Below are 18554 nucleotides of genomic sequence, written 5' to 3'. Positions count from 1 at the left end.
TTAAGTGCCCCGAGTGGGGGTCGAACCCACACTGGGAGGATTTTAAGTCCTCTGCCTCTGCCATTGGGCTATCGGGGCCACGTGAAGGGGTAAATCTACACTCTTTTTATAGCCCTACTTTCCAGAGATGGAACGTGCAATTCCATCCAAAATATCAGACTCTGATGCCACAAATTCATTAGCCCCAGTGGCATTCATTATCTCTGAAAGAACTAAGGCTCCGGCTGGAATTACATCAACACGACCAGAGTGCATATATCCAAGGGCTAGCCGTTCTTCGCGAGTAGAGGTTAAAAACATCTCTGCAACTTCATGAGTTTTAACGGCACTAATGCGGGATAAGTGAATTGCGTAACGGTCATATTCTGTTAAACCAAGTGCGGCGGCGGCAACGGTTGTTGCAGTACCGGCAACGGCGATAAGAGTTTTCGCTTTAGTGATTGGGACGATTGCCCCAGCTTTTGCAATCGCCTCTTGAATATCTACGCGAGCCAAATCAATTTCATGTGCATGTGCAGGGTCATTACTGAAATGGCGTTCGGTCATTCGAACGCAACCGATGTTGACACTCTTTGCGAACTCAACATGCGTCGTGCCAAAAACAAACTCCGTGGATCCCCCACCGATATCAACAACGAGAAATGGGCCGTCAGCTTGTGAGAGATCTTGAATCGCACCAGTAAATGAAAGAGATGCCTCTTCTTCGCCGCTAATCACTTCCGGTTCGATTCCCAAACGCACTCGTACGCCATCGATAAACAATTGGCGATTTGTTGAATCGCGGGTGGCACTTGTTGCGCAGAAGCGAATCTTTTGAACTCCACGCTTTGCAATTTCGAGTGCGATTGTATCGACGGCAACCAAAGTGCGCGCAATTGCATCAGGGTGGAACTCGCCCGTTTGATCAACGCCTTGCCCTAGTCGAACAATTTCCATTGTGCGAATAACTTCGCGAAAATTACCGCCTTCTATATCGGCAATAAGCATCCTGATTGAGTTAGTGCCGCAATCAATGGCCGCTACTCGCATGGTGCGCCATCCCACCACTGAGGTAATTTAGCTAAAGCCTCATCTCCGAGTGGGTTTACATCGGGGCCCGCCGCCAGCGAGTGTGCAACCAATGAGTGCAGACATTTCACACGGGTTGGCATTCCACCGGCCGATACATCCTCTACTTCCGGAACATCAATGCCAAGGGCCGAACGCGCTGCGATGTAATCATCATGTGCGGCATGGTAAGCCCCAGCTAATTCGGTATCGCTTTCTAGACGTTCATTCATTTCTCCCATTAAACCTGTTGTTTCAAGGGTTGAAATCACCGCAGTTAATCGTGGGCAGGTTGCATAATAGAAAGTTGGAAATGGTGTGCCATCGGCTAAACGCGGTGGAGTTTCGACAACGGCCGGCTTACCACATGGGCATCGATATGCGATTGCATGAACATCTCTTGGAGTACGGCCCAACTGAGTTTGAATGCACTCTAAATCTATGGGACTAACCTGCCTCACTTTTCGCCAGATTCGCTTATAGATGCAATGAGACGTGCATACCATGGCTGTCCATCAACCAATGCTTGTGCAACTTTCGTTACGGGTACTGCATCAGTTGTGGTTGCGTTTTCGGTGACTATGTACTGGCGCTCACCAGGCAAAACAAAGTGGAGACGTTCGCGCGCCTGCGACTTTACGTACTCTGGATCTTGCCAGAGCAATAACTCTTTACGTGCATCAGCTAACGCTTTGTTGTCCGACGTTAACTGGGCATTGAGTGCACTAATTTGTGCCCGTTGAGTGAAGTAGTGCTTAAATGGAGGCGCAAGCGCCAAGGCCAGAATGAAGAAAATTGTGGAAAGTGCTAATGCGCGGCCCGATGTACGCCGACGCCTGAAACTGGATTGACGTCCACGTGCCATCGGGTGCCCTACTTAAGCCTTAAAACGTGGAAAGGCATCTCGGCCGGCATATCGTGCGCCAGTCGAGAGCTCTTCTTCGATTCGAAGTAATTGATTGTATTTGGCGACGCGTTCGGTACGTGCCGGTGCACCGGTCTTAATCTGTCCGCAGTTTAGTGCGACAGCTAAATCAGCGATTGTTGTATCTTCGGTTTCACCTGAACGGTGGCTCATCATTGTGCGGTAACTTGCATGATGTGCCATATCAACAGCATCGATTGTTTCGGTCAGAGTACCAATTTGGTTGACTTTAACAAGGAGTGCATTGGCAGTATTGCCAGCGATTCCACGTGCGAGGCGCTCTGGATTAGTTACAAATAAATCATCGCCGACAATCTGAATACGTGAGCCAAGAACGCTAGTCATCTGTGTCCAGCCGGCCCAATCCTCCTCATTGAGTGGATCCTCAATTGAAACGATCGGATACGCATCAACTAATGATGTGTAATAGGCGATCATTTCATCGGAAGTTTTGAGTGCGCCTTCAAACTTGTATTTTCCATCCTCGTGGAACTCAGTTGCGGCAACATCCATTGCAAGTGCAATATCACTACCTGGCTTGAATCCTGCTGCCGTAATTGCTTCCAGAATTAAATCAAGTGCTGCTCGGTTGCTCTCCAGGTTTGGCGCGAAGCCACCTTCGTCACCGACACTTGTTGCTAAGCCGCGCTTCTTAAGTACGGCCTTTAGAGCGTGATAAATCTCTGCGCCCCAACGCAATGATTCACGAAAGGTCGGTGCGCCTATTGGTGCAATCATGAACTCCTGAATATCGACGTTAGTGTCAGCGTGTGCACCTCCGTTGAGAATATTCATCATCGGAACTGGGAGTAAGTGTGCATTCGGCCCACCTAAGTAGCGAAAGAGGGAGAGATCCGCTGATTCAGCCGATGCTTTAGCAACGGCAAGAGAAGCACCTAAAATTGCATTTGCACCTATGCGCGACTTGTTTTTTGTTCCGTCGAGCTCGATCATCGCAGCATCGACTAAGCGTTGATCTTGTGCATCAAATCCGATAATCTCTGGCGCGATTTCATTATTGAGAAATGCGATTGCTTTTTCTACACCCTTACCTAAGTAGCGTGTGCCACCATCGCGTAATTCAGCGGCCTCGAATGCACCGGTCGATGCGCCACTTGGAACTGCCGTACGAGCTTGTGTTCCATCTTCCAATTCGATTTCAACTTCCACCGTTGGATTTCCACGGGAGTCGAGAATTTCACGGGCTCCAAGAGCTTCGATTATTGCCATAGCGCTTCTCCTTCGTCACTTAAATCAATGTGCGGCTGAGACTTCAACGCTGAAATCGCACAAACTTTGGTGTGCCAATCCTACCGTGCCTCAGTGGCGGCAATTTGTTGGCTCAAAGTCAACGCCTCCTTGCGAAGAGCGGACTCTGCATCAATACCGCTGGCGTTGGCCCACGCAATTACAGTCAGCAAAGCTTGACCAACCGCGCTCTCACTTGCGGTGCCGCTGATGTCAATTGCATCTGGAGTTACGACATCGACTCCGTATTTTGATGCGCGGTATAAAAGTTTTTCAATTAAAGGAAGTGCCGGTTGTGCCATCGCAATTCCATCAAGGGCAGAGGTACGCCCTTTTTCTTCTCTCTTAATGTCTTCCCAGTTTTGTAGAACTTCGGTGGAATCTTGAACTTTAATCCCGGCAAAGACATGTGGGTGGCGGCGTATCAACTTATCGGCTATAGCCTGTGCAACATCCTGTATTGAAAATGGATCAATGGGATCCTCTTCGGCGATGCGAGAATGGAAATACACTTGTAGTAAGACATCGCCGAGTTCTTCTCGCATATCGATACGATTAGCACTGTGTACTGCATCGACAAATTCATACGACTCTTCAAGTAGATACTTAAGAAGTGACTCATGCGTCTGCTCGGCATCCCAAGGGCAGCCCCCGGGTGAGCGGAGTTGGTCCATAACATCAGCAAGACGCTGAAGTTGCGAACCCTCCATCACTGTGCTTTATTTCTTTGCAGGAGAAACTGCGGGGCTTGCAGAATCAACTGCAACTACATCAGCGACTTCACCATCCCACTTGCCATACCGAGGGTTAATAGTTACGCCGAGCTCTTTTGCTTTTGCGACTACGAGCTTTTGCACTGCGGATCCGAGATCAGCTTGCGTAACTCCACTGGCCGTAAGTGCTTGACTAATTTTGTCTGAGACTGTCATCGCTTCAATATAAATATCTAAATCATTTGGCGCGATTCCTGCACCAACAAGTGCTACCGGTAAACTTTCGATCCCGCCAACTTGTTCGATGATACTTTGACGTCGAGTATCAATTTCAGCTTTGGAAACCGTAAGCTTTAGTTCTTCGCCCGTTGCGCGAAGCAGTGCAGTGAAGAGGTGGAAGCGGAGTTGCCCACGATTTAATGCCTCGCCAGTTTCTAACTGCATCTGGGAAGTGTCAACCCCAACGCGTGCGGCAAGAATTGCATCAATACTTGATTGAACCGTTGCCTGGGTAATCTTTGTGTCGCCGAGAGTCGCGGCAGCTCCAACTTGAGAGCAACCAGTTAGAAAGAGCGCGCTGGCTACGGTTATTACGGCAAGAATCTTCTTCACTGTGAACTCGCTTTCGGTGGTTCGCTCAATTGGTTGACGGCCTCAACGACCCAGGCTAGAAGAGAAGTATCCACTATGGCAGGCACACTCTCTGACGGATTCCATAAATTACCGGTGTTAAGTGCAACTAAGACCGTTCTAGTCGCCGATTTATAGAGCGAGCCCGGATATAAACGTGACAGGCGTAACTGTCTTGACTCAGGCAGCGTTAAGGGTGCCAAGCGCAAGAACTTTCCTTGAAAGATAACCTCAGTCAATCCAGCTGTCTTGGCCCGTGCCCGCAAAGATGCAACACCTAATAGCGCCTGAGCCTGCTCCGGAAGTTCACCAAAGCGATCTAAAAGTTCGGCACGAATAGATTCGACATCTTCGTTATTTTTTACATCGGCTAGGCGTCTATATAAATCAAGACGCAAACGCTCGCCAGGTACATATTCAGTTGATAAGTGGGCATTTATCGGAAGTTCGACTTTGCACTCACTTATCTTTTCCGCCGTTTCAATTATCCCAGCCTTGTAATCATTAACGGCCTCACCCACCATTCTCATATATAGATCAAAACCAACATCTGCGATGTGCCCTGATTGCTCGCCACCTAAGAGATTTCCAGCACCGCGAATCTCAAGATCTTTTAATGCAACGCGCATTCCAGAACCTAATTCAGTATTTGCAGCGATTGTGGTTAAACGTTCGTGAGCTAATTCAGATAATGGTTGATCGGGTGGATAGAGAAAATAAGCATATGCTCGTTCGCGGCCGCGTCCGACTCTGCCGCGCAATTGATGAAGTTGTGATAGGCCAAATCGATCTGCACGCTCGACAATGAGTGTGTTGGCATTTTGAATATCCAGACCACTTTCGACGATAGTGGTACTAACCAGAACATCAAAATCCCTATTCCAAAAAGCCAGAATTACATCTTCTAGTGCGCCTTCACTCATCTGCCCATGTGCAACTCGAATTCGAGCTTCAGGTACAAGTTCTTGAATTCGTGATGCTGCTTGATCAATAGTTTCAACGCGGTTATGAAGATAGAAAATCTGTCCATCTCGTAAAAGTTCTCGGTGGATCGCCGCGGTTATCTGACCTTCTTCAGCCGGTCCCACATACGTCAAAATTGGGTGACGCTCTTCTGGTGGTGTTGTAATCGTTGACATCTCTCGAATCCCGGTCACCGCCATCTCTAGTGTGCGTGGAATCGGAGTTGCAGACATCGCCAAAACATCCACAGTTGTGCGCATTCTCTTGAGCGCCTCTTTTTGCTCGACACCGAAACGTTGCTCCTCATCGACCACCACTAAACCTAAATCTTTGAAAACAACGTCGTTTGAAAGAATTCGATGCGTGCCGATAACGACATCGACCGAGCCCTTGAGCAATCCATCGAGCACGTCCTTACTCTCTTTGGCCGTGTTAAAACGTGATAGCCCAGCTACCTTCAAGGGGAAGCCGGCATATCGCTCTGCAAAAACCTTTATGTGCTGTTGTACAAGTAAGGTTGTTGGAACAAGTACGGCAACTTGTTTGCCATCTTGAACTGCTTTGAAAGCGGCGCGAATAGCGATTTCAGTTTTACCATAACCGACATCACCACAGATAATTCGATCCATCGGGTAAGGGCGCTCCATATCGGACTTAACGTCATTTATCGTCGCTAGTTGATCTGGTGTTTCAATATAGGAAAATGAGTCCTCCAACTCACGTTGCCATGGAGTATCAGGAGAAAAAGCAAAGCCTGGTGAACTTGTACGGGCGGCATAGAGACGAATTAACTCCCCAGCGATCTGGCGCACAGCCTTGCGTGCTCGTCCCTTTGCCTTCTGCCACTCCCCGCTACCGATTCGGTGCACGGTAGGTGCTTCTCCACCAACATATTTACTTACCTGCTCGAGCACATCCGTTGGAACAAAGATTCGATCCCCTGGTTGGCCTCGTTTGGCCGATGCATATTCAATGACGAGATATTCGCGAGTTACATCTGCAACCGTTCGCTGAACTAACTCGAGATAACGGCCGATTCCATGCTGCTCATGCACAACAAAATCGCCTGCTCGAAGCTCTAAGGGATCAATTGCGGCTTTTCGTTTTGATGGCAATCGTTGGTTATCTTTAACACTGCCTTTACTGCCGGTTAAATCTCGCTCAGTCATGAAAAAGACTTTTTCACTCTGACTTTCAAATCCATGGGCGATGACGGATGTTGTTAAGTGAACGCTCCCTTTTGTCGGCGTTGCCACAAGTTTTTCAACAACATGAACGGGTAAATCAGCGTTTCGAAAAATTCCTGCATACCGTTCAAGCATTCCATGACCATGTGTTGCAAAAACAACCGTGAAATGCCCATTAACGGCTTCGCGCAAAGCAGCGACGGTTCGCTCAATATCCCCGCGCATGGGGTCAATTGCTCGATAATCTAAAAACTCCGTATCCCCTGCAAGATCACTTCCAAATGGATCCAGAGATGCCGTTGCGAAGTTGAGGGAGCTAATCTCCTCCATTAACTCAACCCAAGACATATATGTTCCGGAGCCATCATGAATTGGTGCTACTGCGCCATGCGCTGCATTTGACCACGAAGCGTTGAGGAACTCTTCATTAGTTGCAAGCAGATCTCCTGCCCTCGACCTTATTCGCTCATAGTCGAGAAAGATTATTTGCGAGTTAGCCGGCATTCGAGCAAGTAGGGTTTCAGTGTCATCAATCAATAGTGGAATCAATGACTCCATACCTTCGAATAATATTCCTTCGCTAATTTTTTCTAAAAACTCACGTGCACCTGGAAGGCTATCTTTGAGCTCGCCCGCTCGGGCTCGAATCGTGGGAGTTAACAAGAGTTCTCTACAAGGAAAAATCTCAACTCTCCCAATGACTGGCGCAATTGTTCGCTGATCAGCGACTTCGAAATAGCTAATGTCCTCTATCTCATCCCCGAAAAAATCTATTCGAATTGGATGCGCACTCAATGGTAGGAAGAGATCTACGATTCCGCCTCGAACCGCAAACTCGCCTCGGCGCTCGACTAAGTCTGTTCTTGAATATGCACAATTTGTTAAATGGCGAACTAGTAAATCAAGTGACTGTTCATTCCCTATCTCTAAACTCAACAAAGGTGGTTTGCCAAGATCGCTAATTATGCGATGAATGGCACCACGTACCGGTGTAACAACAATAGGAAAAATACTCTGGTCTTTTTCCAATTTGTAGAGCGTTGCTATTCGGCGTGCCACGGTATCGCTGCGTGGACTTAAGCGCTCATGTGGCAGAGTTTCCCAGGCAGGAAACTCCATAACATTGCCATGTAATTCGCGAAGTTCACTCACCAAATCTTCGGCACTGCGACTTGAACTGGTAATAACAAGGAGTGGTGAATTAGCTGCCCTTGCTGCGAGCAAGAATGGATTCATCGATGATGGCGCTACTACATGAGATGCTTGAACCGTCACAGGAAGCGCATTGATTAATCCTCGCATTGAGCACCCTCCTCCTGAAACGGCGTTTGGCCCCGATCCCAAAAGGGAGGGGGCTAAGGAGTCCATTGTAATTTGTTCGCAACGCCCATGGCGACCTGAGAGGATTGCCCAATGAGTTTGGGTGGTTTTGGCGGTGCAGTCGCTGCAGATGATGCGGCTCTTCGTAGCGATGTCCGCAGGCTTGGAGACTTACTTGGCCAGACATTAGTGCGCCAAGAGGGACCTGAACTTCTTGAACTCGTTGAGAAAGTACGTAAGGCGGTACGCGAGGGTGATGGCGTAGAACTTCTAGCATCGTTAACACTTGAAGATTCAGTCCAGTTGGTGCGCGCCTTTAGTTCATATTTCAACTTAGCAAACATTGCTGAACAAGTTCACCGCGCGCGCGTGTTGGCCGATGCACGTGCAGATGGTGGATCGTGGCTAGCACGAGCGGTCGACAAAATTGAGGCGGCGTTGAAAGCACAAACGCCAGGGCACGAACTCTCTAGCGAAGAGATTTCTCAGTGGATTAATGAAATGTCAGTGCGACCGGTTTTTACTGCGCACCCAACAGAAGCCGCGCGTCGATCAGTCCTGAGTAAAATGGGACGTGTCGCAGATTTACTTGAAGATTCGCGCAATCCTTCGCAAAGAGATCGCTTAGCCGAAACAATTGATTTGTTGTGGCAGACCGATGAACTTCGAGTTGGGCAGCCAGAGCCACTTGATGAGGCGATGAATGCGCTCTACTACCTTGATGATCTGTTTCGTGAAACAGTCCCCGAGGTTTTAAATGATTTTGCGCGCGAAATGAAGCGCATCAATGTTGTAGTTTCAGTTACTGCCCGACCATTATCTTTTGGAAGCTGGATTGGAGGAGACCGCGACGGAAATCCAAATGTAAACTCTCAAGTCACTACCGATGCGATGGTGCTCCAAGTTGGTCATGCCATCCGGGTGACTATCGCGGCAATGGATGCGCTACGTCAGATGCTTTCTATTTCAACTCGAATTATTGGCGCTACCCCAGAATTAACCGCCTCTGTTGAAATGGATTTGAAGCACCTAACTGAGTTTGAACCACGCTTTTTACGCCTAAATTCGCAAGAGCCATATCGTTTAAAGGCCACAGCAATCGTGCACCGGCTTGCAATAACTCGAGACCGCCACGCTAAGGGTGGTCCACACGTTGCCCACCGAGATTATGCCGATACCTCGGAGTTAATTAAAGATTTAATGCTTATGCGCGATTCGCTCTTTGCTCATAAAGGTGAGCTCATTGCCACCGGATTGCTTGAGCGGACGATTCGAACAGTGGCAGCGTTTGGGATTACTCATGCAACCATGGATATCCGAGAGCATTCTGATGCACACCATCATGTTTTAAGTCAGATAAGTGGAATTTCCGGCTACTTCGAAAAGAGCCATGAGGAAAAATTTGATATTCTCACTGAATTTTTAACTCAGGATGCAAATCTAGATGTTACAAAGTTAGATTCCGCGGGGCGAAATACGCTTGAAACTTTCTTTGCAATTGCAGATTTGATTGATCGTTTCGGTTCGCAGGCGATTGAAACATATATAGTTTCAATGACTAAAGGGGCTGATGATTTAATCGCTGCCGTTGTTATCGCCCAGCAAGCCGGTCTTGTAAGCCTTAAAAATAAAAAGGCTCGAATCGGTTTTGCACCGCTTCTTGAAACTGTCGCTGAACTCCGCGCAGCTGGTGAGATTCTCGAGAAGCTTTTAAGCAATCCTGCCTATCGCACCATCGTTAAACTTCGCGGTGATCTTCAAGAAGTGATGTTGGGATATTCAGATTCAAATAAGGATGCAGGTATTGCAACTAGCCAATGGGAAATTCATCGGGCGCAGCGTCGACTTCGTGATGTGGCAATGAAGTATGGCGTCAAACTTCGCTTATTCCATGGTCGTGGTGGCTCCGTCGGTCGAGGTGGTGGGCCGACATATGAGGCCCTCATTGCACTTCCATGGGGTTCGGTTGATGGTCAAATCAAGATGACCGAACAGGGCGAAGTTATTAGTGATAAATATTCTTTGGCATCACTTGCTAGAGAAAATGTAGAGCTAACTCTTGCCGCATCCCTTGAAGCAACAGTTCTCAATCGTGGTCCTCGTCAATCAATTGAAGATTTAACTAGCTGGAATGAGTGCATGCAGTTGGTGAGTGATAACTCTTTCAAGACATATCGGAGTTTGATCGATCACGAAGATCTTCCAGCCTATTTTTATTCATCCACGCCAGTTGAGCAATTGGGAAATCTCCATTTGGGTTCACGCCCATCAAGACGCCCAGATGCTCACGGTGGACTTGCTTCATTGCGTGCGATTCCATGGGTCTTTGGTTGGACGCAATCGCGTCAAATTGTTCCAGGTTGGTTTGGTGTCGGATCTGGGCTAATGGCGGCACGTATGTCTGGTAACTCCGAAGTGCTTGCCACAATGCTTCAAGAATGGCATTTTTTCAATACCTTTATTAGTAATGTTGAAATGACTTTAGCCAAGACGGATTTAGTGTTAGCTCGACGCTATGTGGATGCACTTGTACCTAATGAGCTCCACCACTTCTTAGACACTATCCAGGCTGAATTTGATTTAACTGTTGCTGAAATTTTGTTGTTAACTAAAAAAGACTCCCTACTCGGGGATCAACCGGTGCTGGCCAGAACTCTGCAAGTGCGCGATGCCTACTTATCGCCAATCCATTTACTGCAGATCAATTTACTTAAGCGGGTGCGAGATTCTGCTGGTGAAGAAAATCCAACCTTGCAACGGGCATTGCTCCTGACAATCAATGGTGTCGCTGCAGGTCTAAGAAATACGGGGTAAATATTAACTATTGAAGCGAGTTCGAGTTCTACTTCGACCTATAGGGATCTTTGCTCAAAACCCCCAACAGAAATGCCGGGGGTTTTGTCTTTTAATTTCTAGATAAATGAGGGTCAGGCACTCAAACCTGCACTACCTAGAAGGTTGTTAATGGTCTAGCCTTGAATAGTCGACTAAAGAGCATGTGGAGATCAAGATGAACGCGAATAGGAGAAAGGCGTGGATATTCCTAGCCGTGACGCCGATTAGCCTGATTATTGGGATTGTAATTGCAGAATGGTTGTACAGCAGTCTTGGTTTCGAGGTAGGAACGACTAACGCCCCTATTCGGATTAAAATTCTGATGATCTTTGTTTCGTTTGCAATTATTTTCTCTCCGCCTGCAATTTCAATCTTCTTCAGTCGAAGAGCAATTTCTGGGGGTGACCTCAAGGCTAAAGCCCCATTTTTGATTGCAGTGATCTTTATCGTTAGCTTTGGGTTCACAAATTTGCTATCTCTTGTAGCTACGTAACATGAGACACGTTGCGGCTCGTTTCGTGACCCCGTTGTGACCCCAGCGAATGGAAAGAAATTAGAAGAGCAGGTCAGACGCGCTTTTTGCTTTCCCTGTCGTTATTTCGATCTCTAAATCAACAGTTTCCTTGGCGCATGCACTGTTGTAACTCTTGCAAACTAGAGAGTGTCACTCTTTTTCTCTTGTTCGACAACTTTCTCTCCATGCGAGGGGTCAACTGATGTTCGAGTGGAAACACTTGATGAGCGCTTTTTAAATACAGTGACAAGTGAAATCAGAAAAATCAGCGCTCCAGCACCCATAAATAACGAGCCAATCAACTCAAGATCGACTGAACTAACTTCGAAGTTGAGAGCATATGCCACAATGGCTCCCGCAACAAATAGAACTATTCCGCTTCCAATACCCATGATTTTCTCCAAACACTTGTTTTGGTGGGATCGTTGATTAGTCGCAGGAATCGCAACACAGTCTAAAATCCCAAGTACTTTTACGATACACGGAAAGCTCGGAAAAGAAGACAAAATTTTTTATTTATCCGGTCAAACCTTTAATGGCTGCTATCAACCACGGCGCAGTCGACTGCTGCACTTGTTGGAATTAAAGAATCTGATCCTCGTGATGCAGACTGCTTAAGAGTTAAAATCCTGTTGTGTCACTTCTAATCCCTTTGTGATTAATGATTCGACAGCCTCTGCGCCACGTATGAGAAAATTGCTGAGATCTTTTTTCTCGGCGGCGGAAAATTGTTTGAGGACGAAATCGGCGGGATCTTGTTGGCCGATTGGTCGGCCAATGCCAAGGCGAACACGGTAATAATTTGGGGTCGCTAAAGATGAAGTAAGGCTTCTCAATCCGTTGTGGCCGTTGTCGCCACCGGCGAGTTTGACGCGGATAGTTGAGAAGGCAATATCTAATTCGTCGTGGAGAATAATTATGTGTGAAGGTTCAACTTTATAGAAAGCGGCGAGCGCTTTAATCGGTCCACCGGATTCATTCATGTAGCTCTTGGACTTTGCGATGATCACAGAGTGAGCGTGTGGAGGCGCACCGATTTTGAATGCCGCGACTTCGGTGCGTGATTTGTGCGTGCTCCAACGCAGTTTATTGCCGATTGCCATTGCATCAACAACCATCTGACCTACGTTGTGACGGGTGGCAGCATACTGATCTCCAGGATTACCGAGTCCAACTACCAACCATGTCATAACGATAAGGGTAAGGGTTAAGCCTTCTACTATTCTGCTTCAGCAGTCGGTTCAGCGACCTCAGTTACCTCTGCAACTGGTGCCACTTCTTCAGCGGCTGTTGAACGCTCAGAAAGGTGAATAACAATCATTTTTGGATCTGATTCAAGTACGACGCCAGCTGGAAGAGCTACGTCACCGGCATAAAGCGAGAGACCAGCTGCAAGGCCTGTAATGTCGAGTTCAAAAAAGTTTGGAATTGCAGATGCTTCAACACGTACGTCGATGGTGTTGTTTACATGCTCGAGCACTCCATCGCGATCCTGCTCACCAATAGCATGAACGGGAACAGAAACAACAACTTTTTCTCCACGCCGAACAAGAACTAAATCGATATGCTCAATTATTTGCTTGAGTGGGTGGCGAACAATCGCCTTTGGAAGTGTTAGCTCAGTCTTTCCATCGATAACAACATCGAGCAGCACGTTTGACTGCTTCAGAGCAATGCCGAGTTCGCGGGCTGGAAGTGTAATGTGCTGTGGCTTCTCACCATGACCGTAAATAACTGCAGGAACTAAACCATCGCGACGTGCACGACGTGATGCGCCTTTACCAAATTCAGTACGAAGGACGCCGTTGATAGTAATCTCTGCCATTTTATTACTCCTCTAAGTGGAAACTTCGGTTGAATCACAAAGTTCCGAAAGGATTTAACTCCTACACCGTCGATTACGGAAGTACCTTTATACCCTCGCCGGAACAGGCCAAAGGCTAGCCTGTGAGGTCAGGGTTGTGCAAATTACCGTTACGAAAGGCCGTCAAAAAGGCTTGTGACTGATCCATCTTCAAAAACTTCACGGATTGCCCGAGCTAAAAGTGGGGCGATTGAAAGAACTGTAAGTCCATCGAATTTTTGATCTTCGGATATTGGAAGAGTATTTGTTACGACAACTTCAGATGCCTTGCTCTCTCGTAAGCGCTCCACTGCAGGACCCGATAGCACAGCGTGTGTTGCAGCGATGATGACATCTTTTGCTCCTGCATCAAATAATGCATCAACCGCCTTAGTGATTGTGCCGGCAGTATCGATCATGTCATCAATAACTACACAAGTTTGTCCTTGTACATCTCCAACTACTCGACCAACGGTCGCCTCATTTGGAATACGAGGGTCACGAGTTTTGTGAATAAAAGCAATTGGGCAGCCTCCCAAAAGATCCGACCAGCGTTCTGCTACTCGTACTCGACCTGAATCTGGAGAGACGATAGTTAAACGACTGCGGTCGACTTTACTTCCGACATAATTCGCAAGCATTGGCAATGCAAAGAGATGATCTACTGGGCCATCAAAGAAGCCTTGAATCTGCGATGTGTGTAAATCTACGCACATTAGGCGATCAGCACCGGCAGTTTTGAAAAGATCTGCCATCAATCGTGCAGTGATTGGTTCGCGCCCTCGACTTTTTTTATCTTGACGTGCGTAACCATAAAACGGTGCTACAACCGTGATGCGTTTTGCAGAGGCACGCTTTAGCGCATCAACCATGATGAGTTGTTCCATGATTTGCTTATTAACAGGAGTTGTGTGACTTTGAATAACGAATGCATCGCATCCACGAACTGATTCTTCGAAACGAACAAAAATTTCGCCATTTGCAAAATCATAAGCTGAGGTTGGTGTCAATGGAATGCCGAGTTCTGCGGCGACTTCATCGGCTAGTTCTGGAAATCCGCGACCTGCAAAAAGACGTAATCTCTTTTCGGAAGATAAACGAATCTCGCTCATTTATTAGCCCTTCTTCTCTTTAGCTTCGGCCGCTAACGCTGACAGTGAACCTGCTCGCTTGCGCATAACCCAACCTAATACATTTCTCTGTTTAGCTCTGCCAACACCAATTGCACCAGCTGGAACATCTTCAGTGATTACCGACCCTGCCGCTGTATAAGCCCCGTCACCGATAGTAATTGGTGCAACTAACATTGTGTCGCTTCCAATACGAACATGATCTCCGATTTTCGTGTGATGTTTATCAACACCGTCGTAGTTAACAAAGATCGTTGCAGCACCGATATTGGATCCTTCTCCAATTGTTGCATCGCCGACATATGAGAGATGAGGAACTTTAGAACCTGTCCCGATAGTTGAATTCTTAATTTCTACGAATGCACCTGCTTTAGTGTTATCCCCCAATACTGTTCCGCTACGAAGGTATGTAAACGGCCCTACAGTTGCACCTTCACCGAATTCAGTATCAGTGGCGATTGATTCCAGAATAGAGGCACCTTCTCTAACCACGCAGTCAGTCAAAGTTGTTCGAGGGCCGATGACAGCACCAGTTGCAATCGTAGTTGTTCCTAAAATGGCGCTACCTGGGTGCAGAGTTACATCACTTGAGAGCGTCGCAGTTGCATCAATCCACGTTGTTGTTGGATCGATAATAGTGACTCCTTCGCGCATCCAGTGTTCATTGATTCGATCACGCAGTAGGGCAGCCGAATCCGACAGTTGTATGCGGTCATTGACCCCTAATATCTCGGTAAAATCATCGAGCAAAAAAGCTGCAATTGATTCGCCAGATCTCTGCAGAATTTCAATGGCATCGGTCAAATACAGCTCGCCTTGAGAATTTGAGTTGGTGATCTGCCCAATTGCACCTGTTAACTTAGCTCCATCGAAGGCGTAAACCCCGGAATTAATCTCAAATATAAATCTCTCATCTTCACTCGCATCACGCTCTTCAACAATTCGTAAAAGCCCTGCACCATCGTCGCGAATAATTCGCCCGTACCCAGATGGATCGGGATGCTCTGCAGTTAAAACCGATGCTGCGTAATTTCCAACTGCGTGAGCCTCCAGAAATGCCGCCAGTGACATACCTGTAAGCATTGGAGTATCACCAGCTAAAACCAAAACCGTGCCGTTGGAAGTGCTCCCTGCGAGCGCCAACTGAACCGCTTGACCGGTGCCCCCGCGTTTTTCTTGAAAGACCGTAATGGCCGATGGAGAAATTTCGGAAATGTGCGCCTCAACGCTTTCTCGATCAGATCCGACAACAATGCGTATCTGAGAAGGCTCCACGTGATTAACTGCCTCAAGTACGTGCCCAAGTAACGAACGCCCGGCAACGTGGTGAAGAACTTTTGCTTGACGCGATTTCATCCGTGTTCCGTCACCTGCTGCCAGGATAATCACGGTTTCTACGGCCACGATGTCAGTCTATCGCTCCGCCACCAGGTATCGATCCTGGACCCTGGGCTTCAAAGGCCCATGTGCTAGCCACTACACAATGGCGGAACCTGTATTCTCCCTTATAAATACCCATGCTTATGACCATATTGCGCCAATTCTTAAGTGAGAACTTTTGCCCCTGCGACTGGTCCATAAGCTCGTGCCACGCTTCCTACTACGCCACTTGCTGTTAAGGCCACAGCTAAATCCAAAGCCGCCTCCTCATCAGAAACTAGAAATGCAACTGTTGGCCCAGAACCTGAAACTAAAGCGCCGAGCGCGCCATATTCTTGACCGACATCTAGAACTAAACGAAGTGCTGGTCGCAACGAACATGCAGCAGCTTGTAAATCATTAACAAGGCTTTTTCCAACAGACTTTGGGTCTGCTGCAAGAAGTGCTTGCATCAACAACTCATTAGTTTGCGGCTGCGAGATCTCCAACTCTGAGCGCAAGCGATCACACTCTGCATAAACGGCAGGAGTTGATAATCCAACAGAGGAAAGAGCCAGAACCCAGTGATACGTGCCTCGTGAAAGTGCCGACGTTAATTGATCCCCGTGCCCTGTGCCGATGGCCGTTCCACCATTTAACATAAATGGCACGTCACTACCTAACTTGGCGGCAATTTCCGACATTTCTTCGCGATTCATTCCAAGTGAATATAAATAATCGATGGCAATAATCATTGCTGCGGCATCGGCGCTACCACCGGCCATTCCGCCAGCTACTGGAATTGATTTTTTAATCTCAATATGCGCATCAATATCCAAGTCATACTCTTTCGCCAACAATGCAGTTGCCTTTAGCGCTAAATTGCTCTCATCCGTTGGAACTCCATGGGTTTGATCTCCAGTTATCGAAATACTTACCCCGCTCTTGGCCTCAGCGAGAGTTACTTTTACATCATCATAGATAGAGATGGCTTGAAATACTGTTACTACGTTATGGAAACCATCGGCCTCGCGTGGACCTACCGAAAGCTGCAGGTTTACTTTTGCGGGCACGCGAACGGTGACGCTCTTTACTGGCATGAATTGACTCTATTACTTTCCCTTGTTATTTGCAGATAAGTGATCATCATGGCCCAGAGACAGAGGCGATTGAACAGAAACTTGAGATATCTAACGCTTCTCCACGAAGTGTGGGATCGACACTAGCCCTAAGCAAAATCTCTTCGGCCGCCGATGATGAACCATAGAGAGGCGCCAAGGCAGATCGCAACATTTTGCGCCGTTGGGCAAAGGCGGCATCGATAATTGCAAAGGTTTTTTTGCGAAGCTCCTCATCTCCTGGTGTGCTTCGTCGAGTAAATGAAACTAGTTTTGAATCTACATTAGGAACAGGCCAAAATACCGAGCGAGAAATTGATCCAGCTCCTTTAACTTCGGCCCACCAAGCCGCTTTTACCGAAGGTATTCCATATTCTTTTGTGCCAGGTCGCCCGGCTAATCGATCTGCAACCTCGGCCTGCACCATGACTACGCCGGTTCGAAGGGTTGGAAATCTTTCGAGTAAATTCAGCAAAACGGGGACCGAAACGTTGTAAGGCAAGTTTGCTACCAAGACTGTGGGTTGAACTGGTAACTCCTTCAACGTTAAAGCATCTTGATTAATGAGTGTTAAATTTTCTGGATGCTCCCAATGTTTTGCCACAGTAATCGGAAGTTGATGCGCAAGTCTTGAATCTATTTCAACCGCTACGACCGATGCTGCGCTATGAAGAAGTGCCAATGTTAATGACCCAAGACCGGGTCCAATTTCTAGGGCGATATCATTTCTAGTAACTCCAGCGATTCGAACTATCTTTGTGCAGATATTTGAATCAATAACAAAGTTTTGACCAAGTGATTTTGAAGGCTTTAAATCCAATGTGGCTGCAAGTTCGCGAATGTGTGCAGCTCCAAGCAAGCTCATGGTGCAAACGATCCGAATATACGCTCAGCATTATTACTCAATGCAAAAGCCAGTTCTCCTACATCACTCACACGTTCCACGGCCATCGCCCGAACAATATTTGCAATTTGTGCGGGAGTGTTTCCCGCACCGCGGTGTGGCATCGGTGCTAAGAAAGGTGAATCTGTTTCAACTAGTAGCTGATCGATTGGAACTAGTTTGACGGCTTCGCGCAGTTCGGGGGCGTTCTTGAACGTGAGTGTTCCGGCGAAAGAAAGTGTGTACCCTCTTTCGATACACACCTTGGCCATTTCAACTCCGCCTGAATAACAGTGAAAAATAACGTTTTTCGGAGCTCCTACTTCAAGGAGGACTGACAAGACATCGTCATGAGAATTGCGATCATGTATCACTAAAGCTTTTCCAGTTTGTTTTGCTAATTCAATGTGCCATTTGAAAGACTCTTGCTGACGAGCATGAAGTTCTGGTGGAGTGCGGAAATAGTCCAAACCTGTTTCACCAATAGCGCATACGCGTGGATGCTTAGCGAGTTCGGCAATGATTGCCCAGTCGGCATTTAAGTCTGCAACTACAGGTGCCTCATTTGGATGTAGAGCTACCGCTGCTAAAACCGATCTGTTCCACTTTTCTGCGGCTGCTACGCACCATCGAGACTGTTTCGCCGAATAACCCACTTGGAGAATTCGGTCGACGTTTACCGATTTTGCTTCTGCAATTACATCTTCAACTTCTTGGGAATCGGGAGCGGTATTTGTAATGATCTCCATGTGTGCATGCGAATCAACGGTTGCAATGGGCAAGGGCTCTGGCAGCGGCGCACGTGGGCGTTCAAAATCCCTATTATGGCGATCTGCCAT

The 18554-nt window shown here is 47.4% G+C and carries 17 protein-coding genes and 2 tRNA genes; 2 read left to right on the top strand and 17 right to left on the bottom strand.

Features of this window, described 5'->3' with window-relative positions; translation table 11 throughout:
- Positions 1–5: 5 nt before the first annotated feature.
- The 8 genes from Q8K48_03100 to mfd all read right to left on the bottom strand — a co-directional run bounded on the left by Q8K48_03100 (position 6) and on the right by mfd (position 8015).
- Positions 6–78 (bottom strand) — tRNA-Leu (locus tag Q8K48_03100).
- 36 nt (positions 79–114) lie between these two features.
- Complete coding sequence (locus tag Q8K48_03095) at positions 115–1029, bottom strand: Ppx/GppA phosphatase family protein (GenBank protein ID MDP1851385.1); 915 nt, start codon at positions 1027–1029, stop codon at positions 115–117.
- Positions 1020–1508, bottom strand: coding sequence for a DUF501 domain-containing protein (locus tag Q8K48_03090; GenBank protein ID MDP1851384.1), 489 nt, complete (start codon positions 1506–1508; stop codon positions 1020–1022). The genes Q8K48_03095 and Q8K48_03090 overlap by 10 nt, the downstream gene beginning before the upstream one ends.
- The gene (locus Q8K48_03085) at positions 1505–1912 is read right to left on the bottom strand and encodes a septum formation initiator family protein (protein MDP1851383.1); all 408 of its coding nucleotides are present in this window, start codon (positions 1910–1912) and stop codon (positions 1505–1507) included. The genes Q8K48_03090 and Q8K48_03085 overlap by 4 nt, the downstream gene beginning before the upstream one ends.
- 12 nt (positions 1913–1924) lie before the next feature.
- Positions 1925–3202, bottom strand: a complete 1278-nt coding sequence (eno, locus tag Q8K48_03080) for a phosphopyruvate hydratase (GenBank protein ID MDP1851382.1) — start codon at positions 3200–3202, stop codon at positions 1925–1927.
- An 80-nt stretch (positions 3203–3282) separates the two neighbouring features.
- Positions 3283–3930 (bottom strand): MazG family protein, encoded by a 648-nt coding sequence (locus Q8K48_03075; GenBank protein ID MDP1851381.1) that lies wholly within the window; start codon positions 3928–3930, stop codon positions 3283–3285.
- 9 nt (positions 3931–3939) lie between these two features.
- Positions 3940–4545, bottom strand: coding sequence for a hypothetical protein (locus Q8K48_03070; GenBank protein ID MDP1851380.1), 606 nt, complete (start codon positions 4543–4545; stop codon positions 3940–3942).
- Positions 4542–8015 carry a transcription-repair coupling factor gene (mfd, locus tag Q8K48_03065; GenBank protein MDP1851379.1) on the bottom strand — a complete coding sequence of 1158 codons (3474 nt, stop codon included), beginning with the start codon at positions 8013–8015 and terminating at the stop codon, positions 4542–4544. Before mfd ends, Q8K48_03070 begins: the two co-directional genes overlap by 4 nt.
- A 111-nt stretch (positions 8016–8126) precedes the next feature.
- On the opposite strand from mfd, the gene ppc reads away from it, so the two are divergent.
- A complete protein-coding gene (gene ppc, locus Q8K48_03060) occupies positions 8127–10847 on the top strand; it encodes a phosphoenolpyruvate carboxylase (protein ID MDP1851378.1) in 2721 nt (906 codons plus the stop codon).
- A 235-nt stretch (positions 10848–11082) separates the two neighbouring features.
- Positions 11083–11361 (top strand): hypothetical protein, encoded by a 279-nt coding sequence (locus Q8K48_03055; protein ID MDP1851377.1) that lies wholly within the window; start codon positions 11083–11085, stop codon positions 11359–11361.
- 161 nt (positions 11362–11522) lie between these two features.
- Here Q8K48_03055 and Q8K48_03050 read toward each other — a convergent pair whose 3' ends face one another.
- The 9 genes from Q8K48_03050 to Q8K48_03010 all read right to left on the bottom strand — a co-directional run bounded on the left by Q8K48_03050 (position 11523) and on the right by Q8K48_03010 (position 18554).
- Positions 11523–11774: a DUF6458 family protein gene (locus Q8K48_03050; protein MDP1851376.1), complete on the bottom strand. Its 252-nt coding sequence runs from the start codon at positions 11772–11774 to the stop codon at positions 11523–11525.
- Between the two features lie 222 nt (positions 11775–11996).
- Positions 11997–12572, bottom strand: a complete 576-nt coding sequence (gene pth / locus Q8K48_03045; GenBank protein ID MDP1851375.1) for an aminoacyl-tRNA hydrolase — start codon at positions 12570–12572, stop codon at positions 11997–11999.
- Between the two features lie 29 nt (positions 12573–12601).
- A complete protein-coding gene (locus Q8K48_03040) occupies positions 12602–13207 on the bottom strand; it encodes a 50S ribosomal protein L25/general stress protein Ctc (GenBank protein ID MDP1851374.1) in 606 nt (201 codons plus the stop codon).
- A gap of 149 nt (positions 13208–13356) precedes the next feature.
- Entirely contained in the window at positions 13357–14337 is a 981-nt protein-coding gene (locus tag Q8K48_03035; GenBank protein MDP1851373.1) for a ribose-phosphate diphosphokinase, read from the bottom strand.
- Between the two features lie 3 nt (positions 14338–14340).
- Positions 14341–15759, bottom strand: a complete 1419-nt coding sequence (gene glmU, locus Q8K48_03030; GenBank protein MDP1851372.1) for a bifunctional UDP-N-acetylglucosamine diphosphorylase/glucosamine-1-phosphate N-acetyltransferase GlmU — start codon at positions 15757–15759, stop codon at positions 14341–14343.
- 15 nt (positions 15760–15774) lie between these two features.
- A tRNA-Gln gene (locus tag Q8K48_03025) sits at positions 15775–15846 on the bottom strand.
- Positions 15847–15899: 53 nt separating this feature from the next.
- Positions 15900–16814, bottom strand: a complete 915-nt coding sequence (locus tag Q8K48_03020) for a 4-(cytidine 5'-diphospho)-2-C-methyl-D-erythritol kinase (protein ID MDP1851371.1) — start codon at positions 16812–16814, stop codon at positions 15900–15902.
- Positions 16815–16860: 46 nt separating this feature from the next.
- Complete coding sequence (gene rsmA, locus Q8K48_03015; protein ID MDP1851370.1) at positions 16861–17697, bottom strand: 16S rRNA (adenine(1518)-N(6)/adenine(1519)-N(6))-dimethyltransferase RsmA; 837 nt, start codon at positions 17695–17697, stop codon at positions 16861–16863.
- Positions 17694–18554 carry a TatD family hydrolase gene (locus Q8K48_03010; protein ID MDP1851369.1) on the bottom strand — a complete coding sequence of 287 codons (861 nt, stop codon included), beginning with the start codon at positions 18552–18554 and terminating at the stop codon, positions 17694–17696. The genes rsmA and Q8K48_03010 overlap by 4 nt, the downstream gene beginning before the upstream one ends.

The sequence above is a fragment of the Candidatus Planktophila sp. genome (assembly GCA_030681675.1).
GTDB lineage: Bacteria > Actinomycetota > Actinomycetes > Nanopelagicales > Nanopelagicaceae > Planktophila.
This window is presented reverse-complemented; position numbering and strand designations above follow the sequence as displayed.

Coding starts and splice junctions, on each gene's coding strand:
- Q8K48_03050 (MDP1851376.1), bottom strand. CDS start 11,774: ATGGGTATTGGAAGCGGAATAGTTCTATTTGTTGCGGGAGCCATTGTG.
- Q8K48_03040 (MDP1851374.1), bottom strand. CDS start 13,207: ATGGCAGAGATTACTATCAACGGCGTCCTTCGTACTGAATTTGGTAAA.
- rsmA (MDP1851370.1), bottom strand. CDS start 17,697: ATGAGCTTGCTTGGAGCTGCACACATTCGCGAACTTGCAGCCACATTG.
- Q8K48_03010 (MDP1851369.1), bottom strand. CDS start 18,554: ATGGCAGATCGCCATAATAGGGATTTTGAACGCCCACGTGCGCCGCTG.
- ppc (MDP1851378.1), top strand. CDS start 8,127: ATGAGTTTGGGTGGTTTTGGCGGTGCAGTCGCTGCAGATGATGCGGCT.
- Q8K48_03075 (MDP1851381.1), bottom strand. CDS start 3,930: ATGGAGGGTTCGCAACTTCAGCGTCTTGCTGATGTTATGGACCAACTC.
- mfd (MDP1851379.1), bottom strand. CDS start 8,015: ATGCGAGGATTAATCAATGCGCTTCCTGTGACGGTTCAAGCATCTCAT.
- Q8K48_03020 (MDP1851371.1), bottom strand. CDS start 16,814: ATGCCAGTAAAGAGCGTCACCGTTCGCGTGCCCGCAAAAGTAAACCTG.
- eno (MDP1851382.1), bottom strand. CDS start 3,202: ATGGCAATAATCGAAGCTCTTGGAGCCCGTGAAATTCTCGACTCCCGT.
- Q8K48_03085 (MDP1851383.1), bottom strand. CDS start 1,912: ATGGCACGTGGACGTCAATCCAGTTTCAGGCGTCGGCGTACATCGGGC.
- pth (MDP1851375.1), bottom strand. CDS start 12,572: ATGACATGGTTGGTAGTTGGACTCGGTAATCCTGGAGATCAGTATGCT.
- Q8K48_03095 (MDP1851385.1), bottom strand. CDS start 1,029: ATGCGAGTAGCGGCCATTGATTGCGGCACTAACTCAATCAGGATGCTT.
- Q8K48_03035 (MDP1851373.1), bottom strand. CDS start 14,337: ATGAGCGAGATTCGTTTATCTTCCGAAAAGAGATTACGTCTTTTTGCA.